Raw genomic sequence first — 24,274 nt, 5'->3', positions numbered from 1 at the left:
GGTTCCAGGATCCGAACGAAGCGGACGGGGGCGGGGAGCGACGGGGTCCTCGGCCCGCCCGCAGGTGTGTGTCCAGGTCCTTGGGCGGGCGGGCTCGGACACGGTTGACGAGACTGCGACATGACGTGATGTCGACAGGCCGGCGGACGTGATCGATGATCACGCGGTGTGTGCCCCGCCCCTCTCCTCAGGAGCCACCTTCCCTGGGCCCGCTCCCGGCCGTGTGCCGGGGGCGGGCCCTCAGCGTTGCGGCCCCCCGCCCGGAGTAAGGGCCGGGCCGGGGGGCCGCGCGTACGGGTGGAGCGGACGATCAGACGGGCAGCTTGGCCAGCACGATTCTCGTTCCGCCCTGCGCCTCACGGTCCATGGCGTAGAACGCCACCTCACCGCGGTTGTTGACGCCGATGCCCTCCAGCGGGACCCAGCGGGTCGAATCGACCATCGCCTTCAGGTCGTACATACGGCCCTCGGGGTCCCACACCACGGCGGTCTCGACCTCCGGCTCGCGTTCCACGGTGCCACTGACCCAGCCGGCGTCGTTCACACTCAGCGCCTTCGCGTCGAACCCGTAGTCGGGCAGCCGGGTCATCGTGCCGCCGGGCTTGAGGACGAACGCGTCGTCGCCGCTGGTGCCGACGATCACGCCCGAGGCGTTGACCGACCTGGCGGTGCTGTCGGCCATCCCCGGCAGCACACCGAGATCGGTGATGGTGCCGTCGGCGTCCCACCGTACGGCGTGTCGCACGCCGTTCACGGACGAGTGCCCGACCGCCTCACCGGAGTCGCTGAGGGCGACCGGCTCGGTCAGCGTACGGCGGTCGGTCAGGTGCGCCAGCTTGCGGAAGCCGCCCTCCGCCGTCCACACGAAGGGGTCGTTCACCTGGAGGCTGCGGCCGGTCGCCGGGTCCTTGATGTAGCCGGTCGCGTTGCCGACCACCGTGCCACGGTCGTTGACGGCGAAGGCCCGCGCGAAGCTGTACGCCTCCCAGTCGGGCAGCGGCAGTGCGGTGAGCTTGCCGTCCGCGTCCCACACGGCGGCCCGCGTACCCTCCGCGAGGGTCAGCTGGCCGACGGCGTGCCCGCCCGACCGGCTCTGGTTCAGCACGTGGCCGTCTCGCGCGTCCGCGTTCTCGACGAACTCGACGCCGTGCTCCGCGTCCCAGCGGACCGGCCGGCCCTTGCCGGACACCTGCTGGGAGCCCGCGACCCGGCCGGTGTCGTCCAGGCTCATGCCGACGGCGGGACCGAACCAGCCGGTGACCTCGGCCTGCGGCTGCGTCACCCTGCCGAGCAGCACGTCCGCGCTGCCCAGTGCCGTGCCTTCCTCGGTGGCCAGCGAGAACCGGCCCACCAGACGCTTGCCCGCGGGCGGCACCGCGGCGGGAACCAGCCGGCCGCCGACCTTCGCCGACTCGCCGGGCTCCAGACGCACCGGGGCGCCCTCGTCCACGGTCACCGAGCCGAGCGACGCGGAGAACATCGTGTCCTGGATGTCGAAGGTGGTGCTCCCGGAGGGCACGTCGGTGCCCGCGATGTAGAGCAGGTAGTACCCCGGCGCGGGGTCCTTCACCGTCAGGGACTCACGCGCGCCGCCGTTCGTCGACGAGGCGACGAGCGCGCCGGACTGCGCGATCAGATACAGGTCCAGGTCGGCGTCCGGGTCGGAGGCGTTGCCCATCGACACCTCCAGACGGGTCGCGTCCCGCGGCACCGTCACCGTCTTGCCGGTCATCTGCTGGTCGCCCAGCGTCGGCGTGGCCTGGGCCAGCGCGCCCAGGGAACCGCCCACGGCGTGAGCGGTCACGGGAGCGAACAGGTTGACCGCCGTGAAGGACTTCTCGGCGGGGGCGTGCAGCGCGGCCTCCTCGATCACCGAGGACGGCTCGTCGAAGCGTGCGCCCAGTACGGTGGCGTCCAGACGGAACGGGTTCTCCAGGACCGGCGACGTACGCCGCGCCTCCACCTCGAACTCCCAGACGCCCGGCATCGGCTGCTCGTACGTGCGCGAGGCCGGGTCGCAGTCCTTCGCGTCCGAGTAGTTGGTGTAGCAGCGGGCGACCCCGGTGTCCTCCGCCGGCTTGCCCTGCGGGTCGATCGCCAGGAAGCGGGTCTGGCTGCCCTCGGCGACGCCGCTCAGGCCGACCGTGAGTGCCGCGGCGCCCTCGGGAACGGCCACGAACACCGACCGCGTCGCGTTGCGGTCCACCGCGCCCTTGTCGGACACGGCGTACGACGGCTTCGCCGGGGCGGCGGCGGCCACGACGGTGACCGGAACGAGCCGGTCGATTCCGGGCGTTGCCGGGTCGTCGACGCGCAGCAGCGCCGAGTGGGCGCCCGCGGACTTCGCGTGCGCGCGCACCGTGACCTCGGTCGGCCTGCCCTCGGCCAGCCGCACCGAGCGCGGGGCGTCGAACGTGCCGTCGTTGCCCAGCCACGAGAGCTCGGCCACGCCGCTGCCGGCTCCCGTGCGGGTCAGCTCGATGTCGTAGTTCCTGGGACGGTGCACGGTCTGGCCGCCGTCGCCGGGGGCACAGCGGTTGTAGATGCCGGCTCCCGCCTTCGGGGTGGCGAGCAGCGGCGCGAGCACGCCGCACACCGGCGCCTCGACGGCGTAGGCCGTGGGCCGGAGCTGCTTCGCGAGCAGCTTCCACGCACCGGGCACGGAGATCAGACCGGCGCCCTGCGCGTACGCGGGCTGGTCGTCGAGATGGCGGGCCGAGCTGCTGAGCGCCGTGCGCAGCGCCGCCGGCGTCACCTTCACCCCGGCGTCGGCAGCCGAGGACAGCAACAGCGCCACTGCGCCGGCCGCCTGCGGCGAGGACATCGACGTACCGTTGAACATGCCGTATCCCGAAGGAAGTTCGTAACCGGTCTGCGGTACGCCCTCGCCCGGCAGCCAGGTCGGTATCGCCGAGACGGCTGCGCCCGGGGCGACGATCTCGGGCTTCATGCCGCCGTCCTCGCGCGGACCGCGTGCGGAGAACGGGAACAGCGACTGGCGGTCCCGCACCTGCGAGCCGTAGTCGGCCCACCAGGTCTCCCTGCTGACCGAGGCGCCCACCGCGATCACCTTGTCGGCGACGGCGGGGTCGGAGACGGTGTTCATGCCCGGGCCGTCGTTGCCCGCCGACGACACGATCTGGACGCCGTAGTCCTCGATCAGCCGGTTGTACAGAACGGCCCGCACGTTGTTGCCGTCGTTGAGCGTGGGCAGTCCGCCGATCGACAGGTTGACCACGTCCGCGCCCTTGTCCACGACGACGTCGATCATGCCTTCGGCCAGGGCGTAGGAGGTGCACCCGGAGGCGAACAGACAGACGCGCTCGGAGATGACGCGCGCACCCGGCGCCGCTCCGTCCATCTCTCCGCCGAACAGGCCGTTGCCCGCGGCGATGCCGGCGACGTGGGTGCCGTGCGCGCCGGAGACGATGCCGATGTTCACGAAGTCGGCGGTCTTGCCGACACTGGAGCCGCCGCGTGGCGACAGGTCGACGTCGTCGCGGTGCTCGACGGTGAACGCCATCGACTCGTTCACCGCGGTGTCCGGGTCGTCGGTACCGAACGTGCCCCACGTGCCGCTCTGCGCGTACGGCTCGACGACGTCGCCGTCACCGAAGGTGTGATCGAGGTCGGCGTCCACCCAGACGGTGTGGTCCGACGTGCGGTACAGGACACCGAAGGCGTCCTTGTAGTCGCCGTCACGGTTCACGTCACCGGCGAGTTCACTGCCCCAGGTCCCGCCCTCCTCGAAGATCTGGAACGTGTAGTCGCCGTCGGGCGCCTTCCAGTCGATGCCGCCGTACCGGAACGTCCCGTTCTTGGCGGTCGCCTTGATGCGCATCTCGAGCCAGGTCGGGTCGGCGTCGCCGACCGGGTCGGTCGCGGTGACCCAGTCCTGGATCTTCGGATCGCCCGTCGTGGTGGTGCGCAGCGCGGGGTGCGACGGGTCGACGCCGGTGTCGAGGATCCCGATCGTCACCTCGCGGCCGTCCCACCCGGGGTGGTCCTCGGTGAAGTCGGTGGCGCCGATCTCGCCGGTGGGCAGGTACGGGTTGTCCGCCGGGGTGTTCTTGCCGGGCGCGGCCGGGCCGCCGCCTTCGGCGGCCGTGTTCCCGCTTTTCCTGGCCCCGTTCTTCCTGTCCTGCTCCGTGACCGGGGACGGATCGGGGAGCTCGAATGTTTCACCGAGGTCGACGGCGCGGACCGAGGCCAGCGCGGCGAGCGCGGTGACCTTCCCGGTGGGCACGGTGGCACGCACATAGCCGAGCGCGTCGGCGAACCTGCCTACGTGGCCGCCGATGTCGGCGACCTCGGCGCGCAGCTTCTCGGTGTCGCCCGCACCGGTGGCCAGCAGGAGGGTGACCGTCTTCTCCTTCTTGCTCTCCGCCTTCTGCAACAGGGAGCGGTCGTGCGAGCCCAGCTTGTCGCGCGCCGAACCCGGCGGCCCCTTGGGGGAGTCGGCGACGGCCGTACCCAGCGGTTGCGGCACGTCGGCCGCCTGGGCAGGGAGCGCCGACAGGCTCAGCAGTGAGCCCGTCAGACCGGCCGCGAGGACGGCGGCGGTGAGCCGCGGTCTGCGGAGCGGGTGGGAGCGGGGCATGGGTTGCCTTTCGGTGAGGGGGAGTTCAGGGCCACGTTGGCCGAGCCGGGCGGGCCGGCGCAGCGGAGACGGATGGCGGGTGTCCGACACGGCGTGAAGTCGTCAACCGGGCCCCGGCGTCTGCCGGTCCGTGCCGCGGGCCGCGGCACGGAGCCCGGCGGATGGCGAGTCGGCGCCACGGCGCACTCTCGCCAGCGGATCGCCTTCCCGCTGGTCAGCGGCTCGTCGATGCTCGTACGATGCCGGCTTCCCGCCCGACGGCGCGGCGGGCAGTACCGTTCCCGTCCTGAGCGGAGCCAAGGAACCAATGACGCAACACCCGGGGCGAATACGCCTCGTCATGACAGCCGCTGCCACCGTGCTCGCCACCCTGACAGCCGCGACACCCGCGGCAGCGGCCACGCAGCCCTCGGAGGAGGGCACGGCGACCGCACGCGAGGTGCTGGCCTCCCTCGACGGCCAGGAGATCCAGGCCCTCCACCGGATGGCCACCCTGGACCTGGGCGGCCTGCACGTCACCGACGCCGCCGCGCTGCGCTCCACCGAGCCCGTCGACGTGATCGTGCAGCTGCGTACGCCGCCCGCACACGCGGCCCGCCTCCTCGCCGCGGCCGAGGGGCGCAGCCTCAGCGACGCCGACGCGCAGGACGCGGTCAAGAAGTCCCACGCCGAATTCCGCAGCGCACTGGGGGAGATGTTCCCGGAGGCAGGTGGCAGCACCGCGGGGAAGAAGTCCGGCGACGGGCCTGCCGCGCCGCGCGTGCGCCGCAGTTACACCCGCAGCTTCGACGGCGTGAGCCTGAGTCTGCCCGGCAACCGGGTCGCCGAGCTGCTGGAGCACGACGAGGTCGAGGCCGTGTGGCCGGACGCCGAGGTGAAGGCGCTCGCCGACCCGGAAGCGGCCGGCGCCACTGTCGCCGAGGGCACGGTGCAGACCGCCCCACGTCCCGCTGACAGCGGTGCCGTCGCGACCGGCATCGCTCGCCTGCACGACGAAGGTGTCACCGGCAAGGGCGTCAAGGTCGGCGTCATCGACACCGGCATCGACTACCGCCACCCCGACCTCAGGACGGCCTACGCCGGCGGCCACGACTTCGTCGACGACGACGCCGATCCGATGGAGACCACGTACGCCGACTGGAAGGCGTCCGGCCAGGCCGAGACCAACCAGGGCGCGACGTACTACACCGAGCACGGCACCCATGTCGCGGGCATCGTCGCCGGCCGCGGCGCGACGTCGAAGGAGCGCGCCGCACACGGGCTCGCGCCGGACGCCTCCGTGTACGCGTACCGGGTGCTCGGCCCCTACGGCCGGGGGAACACCAGCGACATCATCGCCGCGATGGACCGGGCCGCAGCCGACGGCATGGACGTCGTCAACATGTCGCTCGGCGCAGCGGTCAACGACCCGCTCACCCCCCAGTCGGTCGCCGCCGACAACCTCGTCCTCGCCGGCGTCACCACCGTCATCGCCGCGGGCAACAGCGGGCCGAAGGCGAACACCCTCGGCACCCCCGGCGCCGCCGCCCTGCCGCTCACCGTCGGCGCGCACGCCGACCCGATGACACTCCCGTCGTACACGCTGGCCGCAGGCACGGCGAGAACCGAGGGCAGACTGCTCGCCCAGCCCTACGGCGACGCACTCGACACCCTCGTACGGGACACCTACGCCGTGGCCGACGTCGGCACCGGCAGCGCCGCCGGGTACACCGGCAAGGACGTCACCGGCAAGGCCGTCCTGATGCGCCGCGGCGGCATCAGCCTCGACGAGAAGGTGCGGCGCGCGCGGACCAAGGGAGCCGTGGCCGTCCTCCTCGTCAACGACAACGCCGACGAAGGCCACATCCCGCACTACATCGGCGAGAACGCGGCCTACGTTCCCGCCTTCTCGCTCACCGCGGCCGACGGCGCCGAACTGGCCGCCGGAACCGCCGACGGCACCGCTCGCCTATCCTTCGCTCCGGCCGGGTCGTTCGCCCTCGGCGACGGCTCCCTGGCCGACTTCAGCTCGCGCGGCCCCGCGTACGGCACCGGTGCGATCAAGCCCGAGGTCACCGCCCCCGGGGTCAGCGTGCTGTCCTCCGTGCCGGCCGACACTGTGGCACCGGAGACCGGCGACTACACCTACGCCTACGCCCGCCTCAGCGGCACCTCCATGGCCGCGCCGTACGTGGCCGGAGCCGCCGCCCTGCTGCTCCAGAGCGACCCCCGCCTCACCCCCGACGACATCAAGACGTCGCTGATGAACACCGCGCACCCGCTGCCGGGCAAGGTCAGCGTCTTCGAAGAGGGCGCCGGAGGCATCGACCCTTACGCGGCCGTGCACGCAGGCGTCTCGGTCCGGGTCCCCGCGCGGACGCCGTACGTCGAACTCGACGGCACACCGTCCGAACTCGACCACACCACCGGCGCCTTCGACATCGGCGTGCTGCCGCTCGGCGAGGACTCCAGGCGCACCCACGGGCTGCGCCTGGTCAACGACAGCGGCGCGCCCGCCACGTACACCGCTGCCGCCGAGTTCACCCGTGGATCCGGCACGTCAGGGGACGCCGAAGCCGCCGGTATCACGCTGACGACGGACGGGCGTGTCACCGTCGGGGCTCGCGGAAAGGCGACGGTCCGCACGGCCCTGCACGTCCCCGCGAACGCCCCCGCCGGTTACTACGAGGGTCACCTGACCCTGACTCCCGTCCGGGGCACGGGGCTTCATCCTCTGCGCGTGCCCTTCGGGATGCGCGTGGCCGCCTCGGGCTTCTCCGAGGTCGACATGACGAAGCCGGTGCTCTCCACGGCCCGCTTCTCGGCCGAGGGCGCCGTCGGAGGCGGCGCGGCACAGTTCGACTTCACGATGGCCGGGCAGCTGCGCACCGTCGAGGTGTTCCTCGCCGACAAGGACGGCAAGGACCTCGGGTACGTCGGCGGTGTCAACACGTCCGGCCTGACCGAAGGCGTCCTCTACGGTCCGGTCACCGTCGGAGCCTGGTACTACCCGCTGACCGGCAGCTCCGGCACTCCCGTCGACCCGCGTGGCCGCTGGATGGACGACGGCGCCTACAAGCTGCGCATCGTGGGCACCGACGCCCAGGGCACCGCGCACACCGAGATGCGGGACGTCTACGTCGATTCCAAGGCGCCCTCCTACGAGGACGCGTACGGCGCATGGGACCCGTCCCGCCCCGTGGTCGTCGAACGCCCCGCCGATGCCACGTCGTTCACCGTCGGCGGCACCCTTCGCGACGGTGAGACCGACGCGATCCGTGCCGCGGGCCTCGACATCGGCCAGGACGACAACATCCTTTACCACTCCGTCTACAGCCCCAACGCCCCCACGGGTCACACGGCCGCAGACGCCGAGGGCACCGTGAGCGCCCGGTTCGATCTGCCCGCGGGCCCGCCCACCACGTACCTCAAGCTCTGGCCCACCGACGCCGCGGGCAACATCGGCGACGTGCGGGTGCTGAACCTGATGAAGAAGGGCCTGCCGTACGTCGTGGGCGCGGCGGACCGGCCCGCCGCGCGGGCCGGGGACCGGGTCACCTACACCCTGACCGCGCACCACCTGGACCGGTGGAAGTCGTACACCTCCCAGATCCGCTACGACGACCGGAACGTGAAGCTCGTCGGCATCGAGCCGACCGCCGAGCTCGCCGCCCACGGGCCGTCCGAGATCCGGACCACCGACGTCTCGGCCGGAGCCTCCTCGTACCGCACGGTCTCCTTCGACGTCTCCGACGCCGAGGGCCTGACCGGTGACTCGATGCCGCTGCTGAAGGTGACGTACGAGGTGACGGGCGACCACTGGACGGCGTCGGCCGGCCTCAACACCGGCACCACCCGTGCCGTGGACACCGCGGGCACCACCGTGCCGCTGAACATCCAGTTCTACGGCTCCGTCCGGATGCTCAACCCGAAGTCCACCTTCAGCGCACGCCCCGCCGCCGAGGCGCTGCTGACCGAGGGCTACAGCTACGACGCGGCCCGGGACTACGGCCTCGACGGCATCGAGGCGAGCCTCACCGCCCCCGACGGCACGCGGCAGACGCTGACGGCCGACAAGGCGGCCAGGATGTCGGCCGGTGGCCTCGAGCCCGACGAGCGGCCGTACCGGTTCCAGGTGGCCGTTCCCGGACACTTCGGATGGACCGAGGACATCGACCTCGCCCTGCGCGGGAGTTGGGGCTTGGCGGGGACGGGCGCCGGCTCGCCGGCGACGCTGGTCGCCGGTGACGTCAACGGCGACGACGTCATCGACGTCCGCGACGCAGCCGCCGTGTACGAGGCCCGCGGTACGGACACCCGCTCGGCCGACATCGACCACGACGGCACGGTCGACGCCCAGGACCTGAACTGGGTGGTGCGGAACTACCTCCGCCAGAACTCCATGGCCGACCGCTACACCGACCCGGTGAAGCGGCTGCGCGGCCTGACGCTGGACGACTTCGTCAGCCGGATGTGACGACCCCGGCCCGGCCTGCCCCCGCCCACACCGCGCGGGGGCAGGCCGTCGTCATACCCAGTTGTTGCGCATCGCGTACCAGCCGAGCTGGACGCGTGAGGAGACCCCGGACGCGTCCATCAGGGAGCGGAGGCGGCGCTGGAGCGTGCGCGGCGAGGTACCGAGCTGGTGCGCCGCCGCGGCGTCGGTCAGCCCGGACAGCATCAACTGCAGGATCCTCCGGTCCATCGGATCCAGGTCGCCCTCCTCGGGCAGGTAGGGCCGGGAACGGCGCCATACCGACTCGAACAGCTCGGTCGCGAGCAGCACCATCGGAGCCCTCAGCACCATGGAGCGGCCCGGCTCCACCTGCATCACGCCCGTCTCGCCGTCGGCGACGACCATCTTCCGCAACGGATGGTCGACCACACGGACCTGATGACCCGCCGCCAGCCGTTCGTCCAGCGCGCGCAGCGCAGCGGGCTCCGTGAGAAACGCGCTGTCCACGACGACGCGGTAGGTGGCGTGGGGATTGCCGGTATGGAGCGGCACCCACGCCTCCTCGGCCTCGGGAGCCCCATCGGTGTCCGCGTCGGCTTTCGCGTCGGGCTGCGGGGCGAGCGGCGTCAGCCCGGCCGTCCCTCCGGTGTCCCGTCCGGAAAGCTGCTCGGCCGCGTCGGAAGCCTCGTCCTCCGACAGCGTTGTCGGTACGGGGGCAACCGTGTTCGCCCCCGACTGGAAGACGAGCAGCGAGGTACGCGCCCCGTACTCCAACGCGTACAGTCCGCGCGCCTGCGCCTCGCGCCCCTCCCAGAACTCGATCCGCTGCCCCTGCTCACCGATCTGCTCGGGCAGCCGCTCGTCGAGCATCCGCGTCAACGACGCTTCGGCCCTGCGCAGATCCTCCTGCAACCGGACGAAAGAGGAACGCAGCGAAGGGTCGGGATCGTCGGCGCCCGGGGGGTACGTCGGGGAGGGCGACGGACGCCCGGCAGCCGGCCACGAGGGTATTCCGGGATCGGAGGACATGACTCCAGTGTCGTCATGGCACGAACCGGCCTCACACCACCCCCCTCCGGCGCCCGCGCGGCAGGGCACGGCCGCGCCCCGTACGACGCCCGCGCGCCCTGACGGGATTGCGTCATGACGCCCAGTCGCCAGCCCACACGCCCCCGTGGCGCCGGGGAATTGGTCAGGCTGCTCATCACCAAGATCCCTTCCTTCCTGGAGCACACCTATGCGACGCACCGGACCATGGCGCAGAACGGCGGGCGGTCTCGCCGCCGTCGCCCTGCTCGCCGCCGGATCCCCGGCGGCTTCGGCCGACACCGCGGGCGACGGCACGGTCTCCCTCGCCACGGCGACCGCCGGCGACCGGGGCCGCTCCGTGACCGTCACCCTGATCACCGGTGACATCGTCGACGCCCGCGTCGGCCGCGACGGCCGGGTCCTGTCCGCGGCCCCGCGCACCAACGGCGCCAACGACCACGCCGCCGCCGTCTGGCAGGACGGCGAGAGCGTCCACGTCTTCCCGCAGGGTGTCGAACAACTCGTGGACGCGGGACTGGTCGACGCGGCACTCTTCGACATAGGCAGGCTCGTCGCCGACGGCTACGACGACGCGCACAGCGACGCCGTACCCGTCGTCGTCGAGTACGCCGGTGGCCGCACCCCCCGCGGCATCGCCGTCGGCACCGAGGTCACCGCCCGGCTCGAATCCCTCGGAGGGGCCGGACTCACCGTCGCGAAGACGCGGGCGGCCGACGCCTGGCAGGACCTCGCCCCCACGGCGGGCCGGTCCCGGTCCGCGACCGGCGTCACCAAGATCTGGCTCGACGCCAAGGTCGAGGGCACCGCCGTCTCCGGCCTCGGCACCCCGACCGTCCCCCTCACCGGCGCCGGGGCCGCGCACCGCGCCGGGCTCGACGGCAGCGGCGTCAAGGTCGCGGTCCTGGACACCGGGGTGGACGCCGACCACCCCGACCTCGCCGGCCGCCTCCTCGAAACCAAGTCCTTCGTCGGCGGCCAGGACACCGAGGACCGCACCGGTCACGGCACCCACACCGCCTCGACCGTCGCCGGAACCGGCGCCGCGTCCGACGGCACGTACGCGGGAATGGCCCCCAAGGCCGGTCTCCTCATCGGCAAGGTCCTCGGCGACGACGGCTCCGGCACCCTCAGCGGCATCGTCGACGGCATGGAGTGGGCCGTGGAACGCGGCGCGCAGGTCGTCTCCATGTCGCTGGGCTCCTCCGGCTCGTCGAGCTGCTCGGGACCGGGCGTGGAGGCCGTCGAACGCCTCAGCGACCGGGCCCTCTTCGTCGTCGCGGCGGGCAACGCGTCCCTGCGCGGCACCGTGTCCACGCCCGGCTGCGCGCCGAGCGCCCTCACCGTCGGCGCGGTCGACCGCGAAGACGACACGGCCTCCTTCTCCAGCCGCGGCCCCTCGGTGGACGGCGTCTCCGCGAAGCCCGACATCGCCTCGCAGGGCGTCGGCGTCGTCGCCGCCCGGTCGGGAGGCCGCGACGGCCAGGCGTACCAGAAGATGTCCGGCACCTCGATGGCCACCCCGCACGTCGCGGGCGGCGCGGCGCTGCTGCTCCAGCAGAACCCCGAGCTGACCCCGGCCCTGCTCAAGGCCACCCTGACCTCGTCCGCCAAGGCCACCGACGTACCCGTCCTGGAACAGGGCGCGGGCCCCATGGACGTGGCACGCGCCGTGACCCAGCCGGTCGTCGGCGCGCCCGCGCCGCTGCTCGGTGACTTCGCGTACCCGCAGGCGGGCCTCGCCCCCGTGGAGAAGCAGGTCACCCTGACCAACCTCGGCGACTCCGACGTCAGGCTCGACCTGGCCGTCGACGACGTCCGGGGCGACGACGGCGACAGGGTGAACGGGTTCGCCCGGCCCGCCCGCACCTCGGTCACCGTCCCCGCGGGCGGCACGGCCGACGTACCGCTCCGTATCGACCCGTCCGTCCACCTGGCGGCCGGACAGTACGGCACCCTCACCGGCCGCCTGGTCGGCACCGCACGCGGCGGCGTCCGAGTCGTCGTCCCGTTCGGCGTGCACATGGAGGCGCCGTCGGCCGACCTCACCGTCAAGGGCCTGGACCGGCACGGTGAGCCGGCCGTCTCCCCGTCGACGTTCCAGGTGTTCGACGACCACCGCGACACGGCGGCCCGTTACACCCTCGGCTACCCGGAGGCGGGCAGCACCACGATCCGCGTGCCGCTCGGTACCTACGCGCTCGGCGGGGTCGTGATGACGCGCGACGAACCCGGGAACATCGGCAGCGTGGACTCCGTGTCCCAGCTGTACCGCCCGCAGGTCACCGTCTCGGGCGACACCACCGTCACCCTCGACGCCCGCGACGCGGAGCGGATCTCCTGGGACACGGACCGGCCCGGCCAGGCGAACGGCTTCGCTCTGGGCGTGGGGTTCGGCCTCGACGACGCGCGGCAGCTCAAGGCCGGGTACCTGACGGCCGTTCCGTCGTACGTGAAGGCGGTGTACGCCCAGCCCGTACGCCGTGACGACCGGCTCACCTTCCTCGCCTCGGCGCGGCTGACCGCGCCCCTCGCGCGGCTCACCACCGCCGGTGGACGCACCCTCGACAGCCTCCCCGTGCAGAAGGCCACGGAGTTCGACGGCCGGGGCTCGGCCGAGGTGGTCCACATCGGCAAGGGGACGGACGCCAACTTCGCCGCCCACGAGCTCAAGGGCCGGATCGCCCTCGTCGACGCGGGTACCGGCGGAGGAAACGCGTACACCTGGGAGAAGGCCGCCGCGCAGGCCGGAGCCGTCGGAGTGCTGGCGGCGTCCCCGGACACGGAGGGCCGCTTCCAGCTCATCGGCTCCGAAGGCGTGCCCCTGGCCACCATCACCTGGGACGACTCCCTGGCGATCCAGGCCGAGTCGGCGCAGGGAGCACCCACCGTCTCCTGGTCCGGCACGGCGACCACCCGCAGTCCTTACGTCTACAACCTGGCGTACTCCGCCCACGGTTCGGTCGTCCCAGGGAAGAAGCGGGTCCACGACTCCCGCCTGGCCCGGACCGACACCCGCTACCACGTCCAGAGCAGCGCCGACACGACCTACTGGTCGGACGTCCAGGTCGGCCTGCCCGGTATGCCCGCCGTCTGGGCCGGCGGCACCACACTGCCGGTGCACGCACCCCAGCGCCGCACCGAGTTCTTCACGCCGTCCGACGACGGAGGCGGCCCGACCTGGACGACGCTGATGCGCCGGGACCTCGGCCCGTACGGCGGCACCGCCTACGACGGCCCGCGCGCGGCCGAAAAGGGCCGCACGACCGCCGAGTGGTACAAGTCGCCCTACGGCCCGGTGCTCAACACCTACGACCGGGCGCTGATGACACGCGACGGCGACCGTCTCAGCTGGGTCATCGCGCCGGTGGGTGACGCCGGCGGCCACGATTCCACCCTCGCCCGCAACGACTTCGGCACCCGCCAGCTGCTCGTGAACGGCGAGCCGCAGATCCCGGTCTCCGGTATGTACACCCTTCCGCAGGATCCCGCCGAAGTGACGTTCCGCCAGCAGTGGCGCCGCCTGGCGTCGGCCGCGGACCGTACGGGCCTCGCCTACGGCACCGAGTGGACGTTCCGCACAGGTCCGGAGGACCAGGGAACCCAGCGTCTGCTGATCCCGGTACTCGACGTCCCGTCCGACCTGCGCAACGCGCGGCCCGCGGCCGAGGAGACCCTCATCGGCCTGAGCGCCGTCGCCGACGGAGCGGCCCGCCCGGTCGACCTGGACGATGTCCGCCTGGAGTACGCCTACGGCGACCAGACCACCGTCGACGCGGTCACCGACTGGCACCCGGCGCGCGTGGTGCGCGCCGGCGGAAGGTGGCAGGCCCACCTCCCGGCCGACGCCCCCGCGGGCACGTTCGCGCACCTGCGTGTCACCCTCGCCGACGGCCACGGGGCGGAGGTGAGCCAGACCGTGATCCGGGCGTACGAACTGCGCTGACAGGCCCCGTTCTCCTCGGCCGCTGATCCCCGCCGCCTGCTCACGGCTCGGGATCGGCGGCCGAGGTACGTCCGCGTCCTGGGGGGGGGCTTCCGCGGTGTCCTCTGCTCCTGCCGAGGGCAGCGGGCCTGCCGGATACCGTTCCGCCATGGCAGCAGAACCCGGCTCGGCCGAGGAGGCACTGTGATCACGTGGCGAAGGGTGGCCGAGGCGGACTTCGGGCTGTTGCGGGAATGGCTGGCCCAGCCGCACGTGGCCCGGTGGTGGCACCACGACACGTCACCGGAGGCGGTCGCGCGGGACTTCGGGCCGGCGGCCCGGGGGGAGGAGCCGTCCGACGACCTCGTCGTCATGCTGGACGGCACCCCGGTGGCGCTGGTTCAGCGGTGTCGGTTCGCGGACTACCCCGCATACCGCGCGGAGCTGGCCGGGCAGATCGACGTGCCCGAGGCGGCGGTCACGATCGACTACCTGCTCGGTGACCCCGCGAGGGTGGGGGTGGGGCTGGGCCCGCGCGTCATCCGGGCGATCGTGGCGGCCACCTGGACCGACTGGCCGGACGTGTCCGCCGTCGTCGTCCCCGTCCATGCGGACAACCGGGCGTCGTGGCGGGCCTTGGAGAAGGCCGGGCTGCACAGGATCGGCACCGCCGAGCTGGACCCCGACAACCCGGCTGACAGCCGGGCCCACTACGTCTACCGGATCGACCGGCCGGCCGACGCACCCACCCGCCACGGTGGCTCGGAGTCGTAGCGCCGGCCTGCCGACCGTGAGCGGCGAACCGCTGCCCTCAGGAAATCCGGGCGACTCCCGCCCGTCCGGCTGACACGCTGGCGCACATGACCACGCCGCCGACCGCGAGACACCGACTTGCCGGGCTCCACAGGTATGCGGCCGTGAACGGAGAGGACTTCACGCGCCTGGACCTCGCTTCCGTCCGCACGTCCCAGCTGCGGTTCACCCGCTGCTCGTTCGTCGGGGCCGATCTGCGCCACGCCACCCTGGACGGGTGCCGGTTCACGTTCTGCGACTTCGGCGGTGCGGATCTGCGAGGGGCCTCGCTGCGCCAGGTCGGCCTGGCCGGATGCGATCTCCGGGGCGCTGACCTGCGCGACACCGATCTGTCCGATGCCGGGTTCGGCAGCGTGAACACCGGCAGGCCCCCGTTCGGGCTGACCGACGTCACCGGGGCCCGGTTCGAGGGAGCGTCCCTGCGGAACGTCCGGGCGGACGAGGTCATCGGATGGCCGCCCCGCGTGCGCCGACGGTGAGGAAAAGGGCTGGCGGCTGCGAGTCCCCACGGACGACCATGGACCACATGAGTGATCAGCCCGAACGATGGACCCAGGCAACCGTCTACCCCGATATGTGGGCGGACCCGGACGACGACCCCCGCAACAGCGAAGGAGTCAGTCCGGACGGTGAGCTCGCGACGCTCCAGGACTTCCTCACGAGCTACCGCATGACCCTGCGGATGAAGTGCGAGGGCCTGGACGCCGAGCAGCTGGCCCGTCGGTCGGTCCCGCCGTCGACGATGTCGTTGCTCGGTCTGCTGCGGCACCTCGCCGAGGTGGAACTGGACTGGCGCAACTGGATCAGCGACGGTGATCCGCTGCCGAAGCTGTACGGCGTGCGGGACGCGGACTTCGACGGAGCCGTCGGCGAGCAGGCCGAGGTCGACGCCGCGTACGCCACCCTGGCGCGCGAGCAGGCCGCGACCGATGCGGCACTGGCCGAGCACCCGGACCTGGGCGAGCGTCTGGGGAAGGACGGGATCGCGGTTCGGGAGCTGATGGTGCACAGGATCGAGGAGTACGCCCGTCACTGCGGGCAGGCCGACCTGTTGCGCGAGTGCATCGACGGAAGAGTGGGGCAGTGACGCGGGCTGGGGACTGAACCCGCCGCCGAAGTTCCCGTGCGTCACGCGCACGTGGTCACCCGAGAACGACACGGAAACGGCCCGCCGGATGAACCGGCGGGCCGTTCCTCTCATCTCGACGCTTCGAGCCTTCGGCTCGATTACCTCAGATGAAGTTTGAGCTGATGGTTGCGTTCTGTGTGCTCGACCACGACGCCGGTGACCGAATCACCCACCTCGGGCCAGAGCACCGTAGAACCGTCGGCGCCCCCGTGATGCATTCCCGCTACATCCGCGAAAGCCTCACTCAGGTGCAGACCCTCCACCGAAATGAAGATTCCGAAGGGCGCGACCTGGTTGACGGTGCCGTTGACCGTGGACCCATAGGGGAACTTCCGCTTGGCGGCGTCCCATTCGTCTTCTGTCACCTGTGCCACAGTCTTTCGTACGAGTTCAGCCGACCGAACATCTCGGTAGGTACCGGCACCTCTACTTCGTCGCCGCCTTCGTACGCCTTCTCGTAGCCCTTGAAGTAGCGATTGTAGTCGTCCTCGGGGATGCGGATCTCGATGATGCCGTCCCCGTAGTACCGAGCGTACTTCTCGTCCACCAGGCTGTACTTCCTTCCGAAGTACGCCGCACCCTTCTCCTTAGCCGAATCAGGGAAGTCCGCCGCCTGGTATCCGTTCTTGTACTGACCCGCTCCCTTCCCGCTCTGCGGCGCCTTGAAGAGCGAGATGTAACCGTCCCTGTCGCCGTACTTCTCCTGCTTCGGCGTGGTCGGCGTCTTGGGCTTCGGCGCGGGCGGCGTCTTCTTCTTGGGCATGGCCCCCGGCGACGGCGTCATGGAGGGCTTCCTGCCGACCAGATCCGCCACCATGCTGGGCAGGGTGTACGTCCACTTGTCGGTGTTGTAGCCCTGACTCGCGGCCCAGTTGTCGAACGTGGCGCCGTAGTCGCAGCCGGGCGCACCGGCCCCGCCGTTCCAGCAGTCGCCGTCGACCATCCAGCCGGCGTACGACGCCGTGTCCGGAATGTTCGACACCAGTCCGTAGAAGACCTCACCGGTGCCCATGTAGATACCGCTCGCGGTGTCCGCGATGGCGTCCCCGGTGGCGTCGACCGCGCTCTCGCACCAGTCGATTCCGAAGCAGTGCCCGTCGAGCTCGACATTGCTGACCGGGTTACCGCCCGAGAAGGCGTACCGGTTTCCGGTGTACGGGTCGCTGCCGAGCCGCATGTCGGCAAGGGCACCGTTGTACATGTCCCGCGTGGTGAAGCGGTTCAGGCCCGGGTTGTAATCCCTGAAGCCCATGTCGTACGTACCCGAAGCGGCGTCCCACCGCTTGGAGTTGAAGCGATAGGGGTTGTACGCCTCCTTGTCCGGCTGGGCCGCCTCGGGCTTGTCGATGCCGGTGAACTCGGCCTCGTCGTCCTTGCCGTAGGCGGTGTAGCCGTACGTCGCCTTGGTGTCACCCGTGCTGTCCGTGAGGATCTCGGCATCGGTGTGGCTGTTGTAGCCGTAGACCCCGAGCTCCTCGGTGCCGTCGCTGCCGTGCTTGATCTGCGACAGGCGCTTGCCCCACGGGCTGTACTGGTAGGACTTGGTGATCTCACCCGCCACCCGCTCGTCGAGCACCTCGCCACCGGTACCGAGGTAGTTGTAGTCGGTGGTCTTGGTGCCCTCGGTCTTGGCCGTCTTGCGGTCCAGCGGGTCGAACTTGTACTTCGTCGTCTTCGACGAGCCGTCAGGCTGGAGCTTGGTGTGCTCCGTGACGTGGTCGAAGCCGTCGTAGGTGTTGTCCTCCACGGTCTTGCCGCCGGAGACGACGGTGTCCAGCCGGCCGTAGGCGTCGTAGTTGTACGTCGCCGCGATCCCGCCGGAGGTGGCGGTGGTCAGCCGGTTGCGGTCGTAGTCGAAGGTCGTCGAGACGCCCTTCACCGTCTGGCTGATGACGTTGGCGTTGTTGTCGTGGACGTAGGTCTCGGTGCCGGCACCGCTACCCGTCTTGGTGACCTTCCCGATCCGGTCGGCCGGGTCGTAGACGAAGTCGCTGGTGCTGTCGAGGTACGCCGAGTGGTTGTCGGCGTTCATCTTCTTCGCGACGTCCTGCGCCTTGTTGCCGTTGGCGTCGTAGGTGTAGACGTGCGAGGCGACCAGCGCGCCGCCGGACTTCTTCTCCGTGGTGCTCTTGAGCGCCCCGTTGAGGAAGTAGGCGTAGTCGACCGTGTTCTTGTTGGCCTTGGTCTCTCGCAGCATCTTGCCGCGGTCGGTGTAGGTGTACTCGGTCAGCTCCGGCGTGGCGTCGGTCGGCGTTTCGCCGACCTTCACCGACTTGACGAGCTCGCGCGGGTCGTACGTGAACTGGGAGTACTGGTCCGGATGCGTCACGCTGTCCGGCTGGCCGTTCGCGTCGTACACGTACGACGTGGTCTTCTTCGCCTCACCGGCCAGCGCCTCGGTGACCTTCTCGACCTGGTTGAGGCCGGTGTAGGTCATCGTGTACGCGTCGATCCCGGCACCAGCGGAGGTGTCGTTGATCGACGTGGTGTTGCCGTTGGCGTCGTAGGCGTAGGCGAAGGACTTGCGCTCCGCGCCCGCGGAAGGCGCGTCCGTACGGGTCTTCATGGACCCGTCCGGCCAGTAGCCGGTGGTCATGGTCCGCGAGGGCGAGCCGCCCGCACCGGTCAGGGTGCGCGTGGTCTGCCGGCCGCTGGTGTCGTACTCGTACGCGGTCCGGATGTCCCACGTGTCGGTGGACGTTCTGACCGAGCCGTTGTCGAAGTAGGTGTAGGTGGTCTCGTTACGGGCCGTCTCGCCCGACGACGGCGGCGCCGACACCTTGGTCACCTGGCCGACAGCGTCGAACACCGTCTGGGTGTAGACGTTCGGGCTGTTGAAGCGGGCATCGGCCGGGTCGTAGGGCTGGAACTCCTTGACCGCCCGGCTGAGTTTGTCGTACTCCGTGCGGAGGGTGAAGTCCTCGGTGTTGGAGGTGTTCACGCCGCGCGGGGTGATGACCTTGGTCCGGTTGCCGACCTGGTCGTACTCGAACTTGGTGCTGCGGACCGTGGTGCCCTCGTAGGGCTCCTTCTTCTCGACGGGCATGGAACGCTCGTCGTAGAGGAGCTCGGTCTTGTTGCGCTCCTTGTCCGTGGCCGCGACCACCAGCGAGTCCTTGTCGTACACCGTGGTGGTGTACTTGCCCGCCGAGTCGGTTCCCTTGACGACCCGGTGGTTGAGGTCGTACGTGGACTTGGACGTGTAGTCGGTGGTGTCGGCGGTGGCGTTCTTCTTCGGGTCGACGACCGTCACCATGTTGCCGACGTTGTCGTACTCGTAGGAGAGCTTGTCGCCCTTGGAGTCCACCACGCTGGTGAGCTGGTAGGCGGCGTCGTAGTGGTTGGTGGTGACGAAGTCCGTGGCGTCCGTGGTGGTGGCCACGCCCTTGGGCTCGGTCGTCGTCTTGAGGTTGCCGACCTTGTCGTAGGTGTAGGCGGTCTTGCGGCCGATGACGTTGTTGTCGGGGCCCGTGGATTCCTTGAGCTGGTCCCCTGCGTCGTACACCGCGGTGGTGGGCACACCCGCCGGGTCGGTGGACCGGGTGACGTTGTCGTTGGCGTCGTAGTCGGGCGCCAGCGTGGTGATGTAGACCCCGGCCGCCTGGTCCTTCGGCACCTTGCTGACCATCGGTCGGCCGAAGGTGTCGTAGGTCTGCGTGGTGGTCTTCTGCAGGGCGTCGGTGACCGTGGTGACCTGGCCCCGCTCGTCGTAGACGAACGTCGTGGCGTGGTTCTCCGCGTCCGTGATCGTCTTCGGATACCCACTGGGTTCGAAGTCCGCGTTCACGCTCGAGTTGCCGTTGGCGTCGACGGTCCTGGTCTGCTGGCCGTAGACGTCGTACTCGTACTTCGTGGTGTAGTCGCCCACCGTCGTGGTGGCGACACCCTTGGGGTCGGTGACCGCCGTCAGGTTGCCGAAGGAGTCATAGCCGAAGTTCCACTTGCGGCCCTCCGGGGACGTCTTGACGGTCAGGTCCGCCGAGTAGCCGTCCAGGCGGGTGGTGTAGGCGAACTTGGCCGCGCCGGGCAGGCTGCCCTCGTTGGCCGGGTCGCAGTAGTAGGTGGCGACCAGCTGCGCGGACGTCCAGCTCTTGGTCGTCTCGGCGTCCCACTCACGCAGCGGGTAGCCGGTCTTCTGGTCGTAGCAGAAGGCCGACTTGGCTCCGTTGGCCTCCTCGATGTACGTGACGCTGTTGTCCGCGTCCCAGTTCATCTTGGTGGTCTCGGACTTGGCGTTCGTGACCTGCACCTGACGGCCGAAGTCGTCGAGCACATAGTTGGTGGCGCGGCCCTCGGCGTCGGTGACCTTGGCGTCGATGAACTTCGCGTTCGAGGCGTTCGCCTGGTAGACGTACGTCGAGGCGTTGTTCAGCCGGTCGGTGACACTCTTGGTCCACCAGTGGAACTTCGGGTCGTCACCGGCCTGCGGTGTGTTGTAGGCCAGCGAGGTGCCATTGCCCCGCGGGTCGACGGCCTTGACCAGCTTGACGTTCTTGTTGCCCTGGGTGGCGTCGTAGGTGAACTTGAAGTTCTTCGGCTGGCTGGAGCCGACACCGTCGGTGAGCTGGCCGAGCAGGCCCTTGTCGGTGTAGTAGAAGGAGATCTTGCGGCCCGAGATGTCCGTCATGGACTTCACGTGGTCGTAGATCTTGGAGTTGGTCAGGTTCGAGCCGGTGACCTTCGCGCCCGAGTCGTTGATGTAGTCGTAGGACGCGTCACCCTTCTTGTAGTACTCGACGGTGAGCGACTGACGGCCGGCCGGGTCCGTGATGTAGGTCAGGAACTTGGTCGGCTTGTTGTTGGACTTGCGCTCTTCGTACGTGTGAGTCTGCGCGTTGCCGTTGTTGTCGACGGTCGACGTCATGTAGCCGTCGCAGCCGAAAATGAACCGAGTGCCGTCGGGGCGCGTCAGCGTCCACGCGTCGGGAACCGGGTCCTTCAGCGGGGTGCAGTCCAGTCCCGGCTTGGCGGCCAGCTTGTAGTGGACACCGGCCGGGGCCTTCCAGCTGCCGTCGGGCTGCTCACGGAAGACGTGGGTGGTGCCGTCGCCGTCGGGGAGCCTGATCTCGGTCGGGTGGGGCTTGGGGTGGAACTCCAGCGGTGCACCCATCCGGATGGGACCGGCGGCCTGCCCCGACCAGCCCGCACCGAGAACGGTGTCGGATGTGTCGAGGGAGTTGTAGGCGAACCGCGCGAAGGTCGTGAGCCCGCGACCGGGGTTGGTGAACGCGTTGTACGACCAGACGCTGTTACCGGCCGAGAGGTTGTTCATCACCGTCGAGCCGGCACCGGTGTTCTTGCCGGTGTAGGAGTAGAACTTCTCCATCCCGAGGGTGTTGGAGGTGGGATCCTCGACCGCGACGTTCTGCACCAGGGACGGAATGGCACCGGTACCGGCCGACAGCCAGGAGCCGTCGGATATCTTGCGGACGTCCCAGCCCAGGACGTAGTCGGTGCGCTTGTTCCCGGAGTCCGAGTTGATCGGGGTCTTCACCTGAGCCTGGAGGGCGGCGGACTCGCCGGGATCCAGTGCCGGGACCGGCGTGGCGATCTGGTTGCCACCGTTGGTCACGTCCGTGCCGTCGGGCAGCTTCCAGGTGTAGGACAGCTCCCGCTCACCGGCCGCCCACGCCGAGGACGTGGTGTTGGTGAGGTTGAAGTCGACCGTGTAGGTGGTGTTCGGCGTCATCCGGGCCGGGGTCTGCGGCGCGAAGTACGTCGAGGCGGTCGTCGAGTCGATGTACGTGACGACGATCTTCGGGTGGAGCTTGGCCTCGGCGCCCTCGGAGGACAGGAACAGGGTGCGTTCCTGCTGGAGGGACTCGTCGGCCATCTTGATGGCGACGCCCTTCTGGGACGCCGGGGTGGTCACCCAGGACTGGGCGAGCGAGGTGACGTTCCAGTCGTGGCGGGCCGGGTCGTTCGTCATCGACCCGGTGTCCGACACGGTCGCACCGACGTCACCGCCCGGAGCGGTCCAGTTGGTCGTCGCGTTCGCCTTGGTCCAGGTGGCGGTCTCGTCGAAGTCCTTCGTCAGGGGCTTCAGTTCGTAGATCGCACCAGCGTTTTCCTGGCTGGTCTGAGTACCCCAGAGCCGTACCGTCGCATCCAGGACGCGTGCGGTCGCGGGGATGCCCAGCGCCGGGAACTTCAGCAGCGCACGGGTGTCACCGTAGGTGAGGGAGTTGTTCCCCGCCGAGATCCAGGTCTGCGGACCACCCTCGGTGAGCGTGTCATGCGCGAGCGCGGGCTCAGCCGAGGAGAGAGTGGTGTCCGCGGACGCTTCCAGCACCTTGGTCGTGCGCCCCGCCTTGGGGAGCCTGACCAACTGCGTCTGCGCGGGCAGGACCTGACGGTCCTTCGTCTTCACCGCGATCATGTAGTAGTACGCACGACCGAACGGATCCGGATCGTCGGCCTTGGTCGGCACGGCGGACGTGTCGGTGAAGGCCGTGGTACCCGGTGCGACGGGAGCGACCATCGTGGCGGCGGACGGGGTGAACGTCTGGTTGATCGAGCGGTGGACCTGGTACTCGACCAGGTCGTCATCCGTGTTCGCGGCGGACGGGTCGACGTACGTCGACCAGTTCAGCTCCGCGCCGGTGTCGTGGATGGTCGTCGGGGCGGCGAGGTCGACGCCCTGGCGGCCGTAGGTCAGCACGAGCTTGGGGTAGTTCGCGGACTCGCCCGCGTAGCCGAACTCGCTGCCCTCGTAACGCGGCCCGCCCTTGGGGCCGTTCGCGCTCTCGTCACCGGCCTTGATGACGAAACCGTTGTTGGTGTTCGTCCCGTCGATCCACGACTGGACCGTCTTGGTCACCGGGAAGGTGTGCCACGCGTTGAGCTCATTGGGCTTCTTCGTGACCACACCGCCCTTCGTGAAGCGGACGGCGTCGGCCAGAACGGTCGTCGTCGTGGAGGCGGGACCGTCACCGAGGACGATCTTGCCGAGGGTGCCCGCCTTGAACGGGTGCGTACCCAGGGTCTTCCACACACCGGCGGTGCCGGCCTGCTGATTGACCGTGTACGCCTTGGTCCCACCGTTGTAGGTCACGGTGTAGGGGGTGTTGGTGGCACGGTCGGTGGCCGGGACGTAGTGCGTCTCGACCTGGTAGTCACCGTCCTCCGGAAGGCTCGGCTGCCAGGTGTAGGTGTCCCCGGCGACCGTGTCCTTGTTGTAGAGGTAGTCCTGGTTCGTCGCGTACTGCGTGTACGCCGTGTTCGCCGACGCCGGCCAGGCACCCACCGCAGCGGTCCGCCCCGCGTCACCGTCATCGACGAGCACCGAGGTACCGGACAGCTCACCGGTGAAGGTGTTCGCGCTGTTCCACGTCGCGTCCGCCTCGGACCACGGCTGCGTGGCCCGGTGCGCCTCCAGCTGCACCTCGGTGTCACCCGCGGTGTGCGTCTGGTCGTAGTACAGCTTCAGATCGGCCGAATCCAGCTTGGTACCCGCCGGGACGGTGCCGAGGGGGAAGCGGATCAGGGCCCGCGAGGAGCCCGTACTCGTATTACCGACCGACAGGCGCCAGTTGTCGTCGTAGTTCGACGCCGGGCCGTCCGAGGAAATCATCACGTCCTGCGCCGAAGACGGCGTCGGCGCAATCGTGATCGTCGGATCGACCGTGACCGGGTACTGCCGCTCCTTCGCGGCCAGCCACTTCGCATCCGGTGTGACCGTCAGCTTCCAGTCCTTACCGGACTTGGTGAGCTTCTGCTCCACGGCGGGGCTGTAACCGGCACCGTAGGGGGCGGTCGCGGTCTTCTTCGCGTCCGTCATGAACGCGGCGGGAATCACGAGAACCGGATTCGGAGCCTCGCCGTAGAACTCGACCGAGCCGTCCTTGCCCGACTTCGGCGTCAGCCCGCCCGCGTCCAGCGTGAACGTGAACGACACCGGACCCGTGGGCCGCTCCGCGAGAACGATGTTCTCCTTCACCCGGCCCGGACCCACCACATAGGACAGGTCCGCGCCCGGCACCGCGTTCTTGTACGTCACGGTGTTGCCGTCGGCCACCGGTGCGAGCTTTCCCGCACCCTGAAGGCCCAGCGTCACCGCATGGCCGTCGGCCTCGAAACGCAGCAGCTTCCCCGCGTCCGTACCGAACCAACTGCGCGCCGCGTTCGTCGTGTTCGCCAGCGCGAAGCCCTTGGCGTCGGTCTCGGTGACCGTCGGATCAATGTTCTTGAACGACTTCCCCGAGCGGTAGCCGGTCGGCTCGACCGACACCTCGGTCTGCACCCGGCCGTCCGACAACCGCCAGAACCGCTGATTCGCCGTCCGCCGGTCCGTCAGCTCCGCAACCCGCTTCGCCTTCGGAGCCG

9 protein-coding genes are annotated in these 24,274 nt (G+C 70.2%); 5 read left to right on the top strand and 4 right to left on the bottom strand.

From position 1 onward, the window contains the following. Nucleotides 1-310: 310 nt before the first annotated feature. Complete coding sequence (locus OG230_RS03250) at nucleotides 311-4,600, bottom strand: S8 family serine peptidase (protein ID WP_328908604.1); 4,290 nt, start codon at nucleotides 4,598-4,600, stop codon at nucleotides 311-313. A gap of 340 nt (nucleotides 4,601-4,940) precedes the next feature. On the opposite strand from OG230_RS03250, the gene OG230_RS03245 reads away from it, so the two are divergent. Beyond that, on the top strand, nucleotides 4,941-9,056 hold the full coding sequence (locus OG230_RS03245; protein WP_328908603.1) for a S8 family serine peptidase: 4,116 nt from the start codon (nucleotides 4,941-4,943) through the stop codon (nucleotides 9,054-9,056). 51 nt (nucleotides 9,057-9,107) lie between these two features. On the opposite strand, the gene OG230_RS03240 is transcribed toward OG230_RS03245, so the two are convergent. Beyond that, nucleotides 9,108-10,064, bottom strand: a complete 957-nt coding sequence (locus OG230_RS03240) for a helix-turn-helix transcriptional regulator (RefSeq protein WP_328908602.1) — start codon at nucleotides 10,062-10,064, stop codon at nucleotides 9,108-9,110. Between the two features lie 208 nt (nucleotides 10,065-10,272). Here OG230_RS03240 and OG230_RS03235 point away from each other — a divergent pair, with 208 nt between their 5' ends. The 4 genes from OG230_RS03235 to OG230_RS03220 all read left to right on the top strand — a co-directional run bounded on the left by OG230_RS03235 (nucleotide 10,273) and on the right by OG230_RS03220 (nucleotide 15,907). Continuing rightward, nucleotides 10,273-14,028, top strand: a complete 3,756-nt coding sequence (locus OG230_RS03235) for a S8 family serine peptidase (protein ID WP_328908601.1) — start codon at nucleotides 10,273-10,275, stop codon at nucleotides 14,026-14,028. A gap of 183 nt (nucleotides 14,029-14,211) precedes the next feature. Next, nucleotides 14,212-14,781 carry a GNAT family N-acetyltransferase gene (locus OG230_RS03230; protein WP_328908600.1) on the top strand — a complete coding sequence of 190 codons (570 nt, stop codon included), beginning with the start codon at nucleotides 14,212-14,214 and terminating at the stop codon, nucleotides 14,779-14,781. A gap of 143 nt (nucleotides 14,782-14,924) precedes the next feature. After that, the gene (locus OG230_RS03225) at nucleotides 14,925-15,299 is read left to right on the top strand and encodes a pentapeptide repeat-containing protein (RefSeq protein WP_328908599.1); all 375 of its coding nucleotides are present in this window, start codon (nucleotides 14,925-14,927) and stop codon (nucleotides 15,297-15,299) included. A 38-nt stretch (nucleotides 15,300-15,337) separates the two neighbouring features. Then, the gene (locus OG230_RS03220) at nucleotides 15,338-15,907 is read left to right on the top strand and encodes a DinB family protein (protein WP_328908598.1); all 570 of its coding nucleotides are present in this window, start codon (nucleotides 15,338-15,340) and stop codon (nucleotides 15,905-15,907) included. A gap of 140 nt (nucleotides 15,908-16,047) precedes the next feature. Here OG230_RS03220 and OG230_RS03215 read toward each other — a convergent pair whose 3' ends face one another. Together OG230_RS03215 and OG230_RS03210 are read right to left on the bottom strand one after the other, a co-directional pair. Further along, the gene (locus tag OG230_RS03215) at nucleotides 16,048-16,314 is read right to left on the bottom strand and encodes a hypothetical protein (protein ID WP_328908597.1); all 267 of its coding nucleotides are present in this window, start codon (nucleotides 16,312-16,314) and stop codon (nucleotides 16,048-16,050) included. Beyond that, entirely contained in the window at nucleotides 16,311-23,522 is a 7,212-nt protein-coding gene (locus OG230_RS03210) for a DNRLRE domain-containing protein (RefSeq protein WP_443051574.1), read from the bottom strand. The genes OG230_RS03215 and OG230_RS03210 overlap by 4 nt, the downstream gene beginning before the upstream one ends. Between the last annotated feature and the right edge of the window lie 752 nt (nucleotides 23,523-24,274).

The sequence above is a fragment of the Streptomyces sp. NBC_00234 genome (assembly GCF_036195325.1).
Classification (GTDB): Bacteria; Actinomycetota; Actinomycetes; order Streptomycetales; family Streptomycetaceae; genus Streptomyces.
This window is presented reverse-complemented; position numbering and strand designations above follow the sequence as displayed.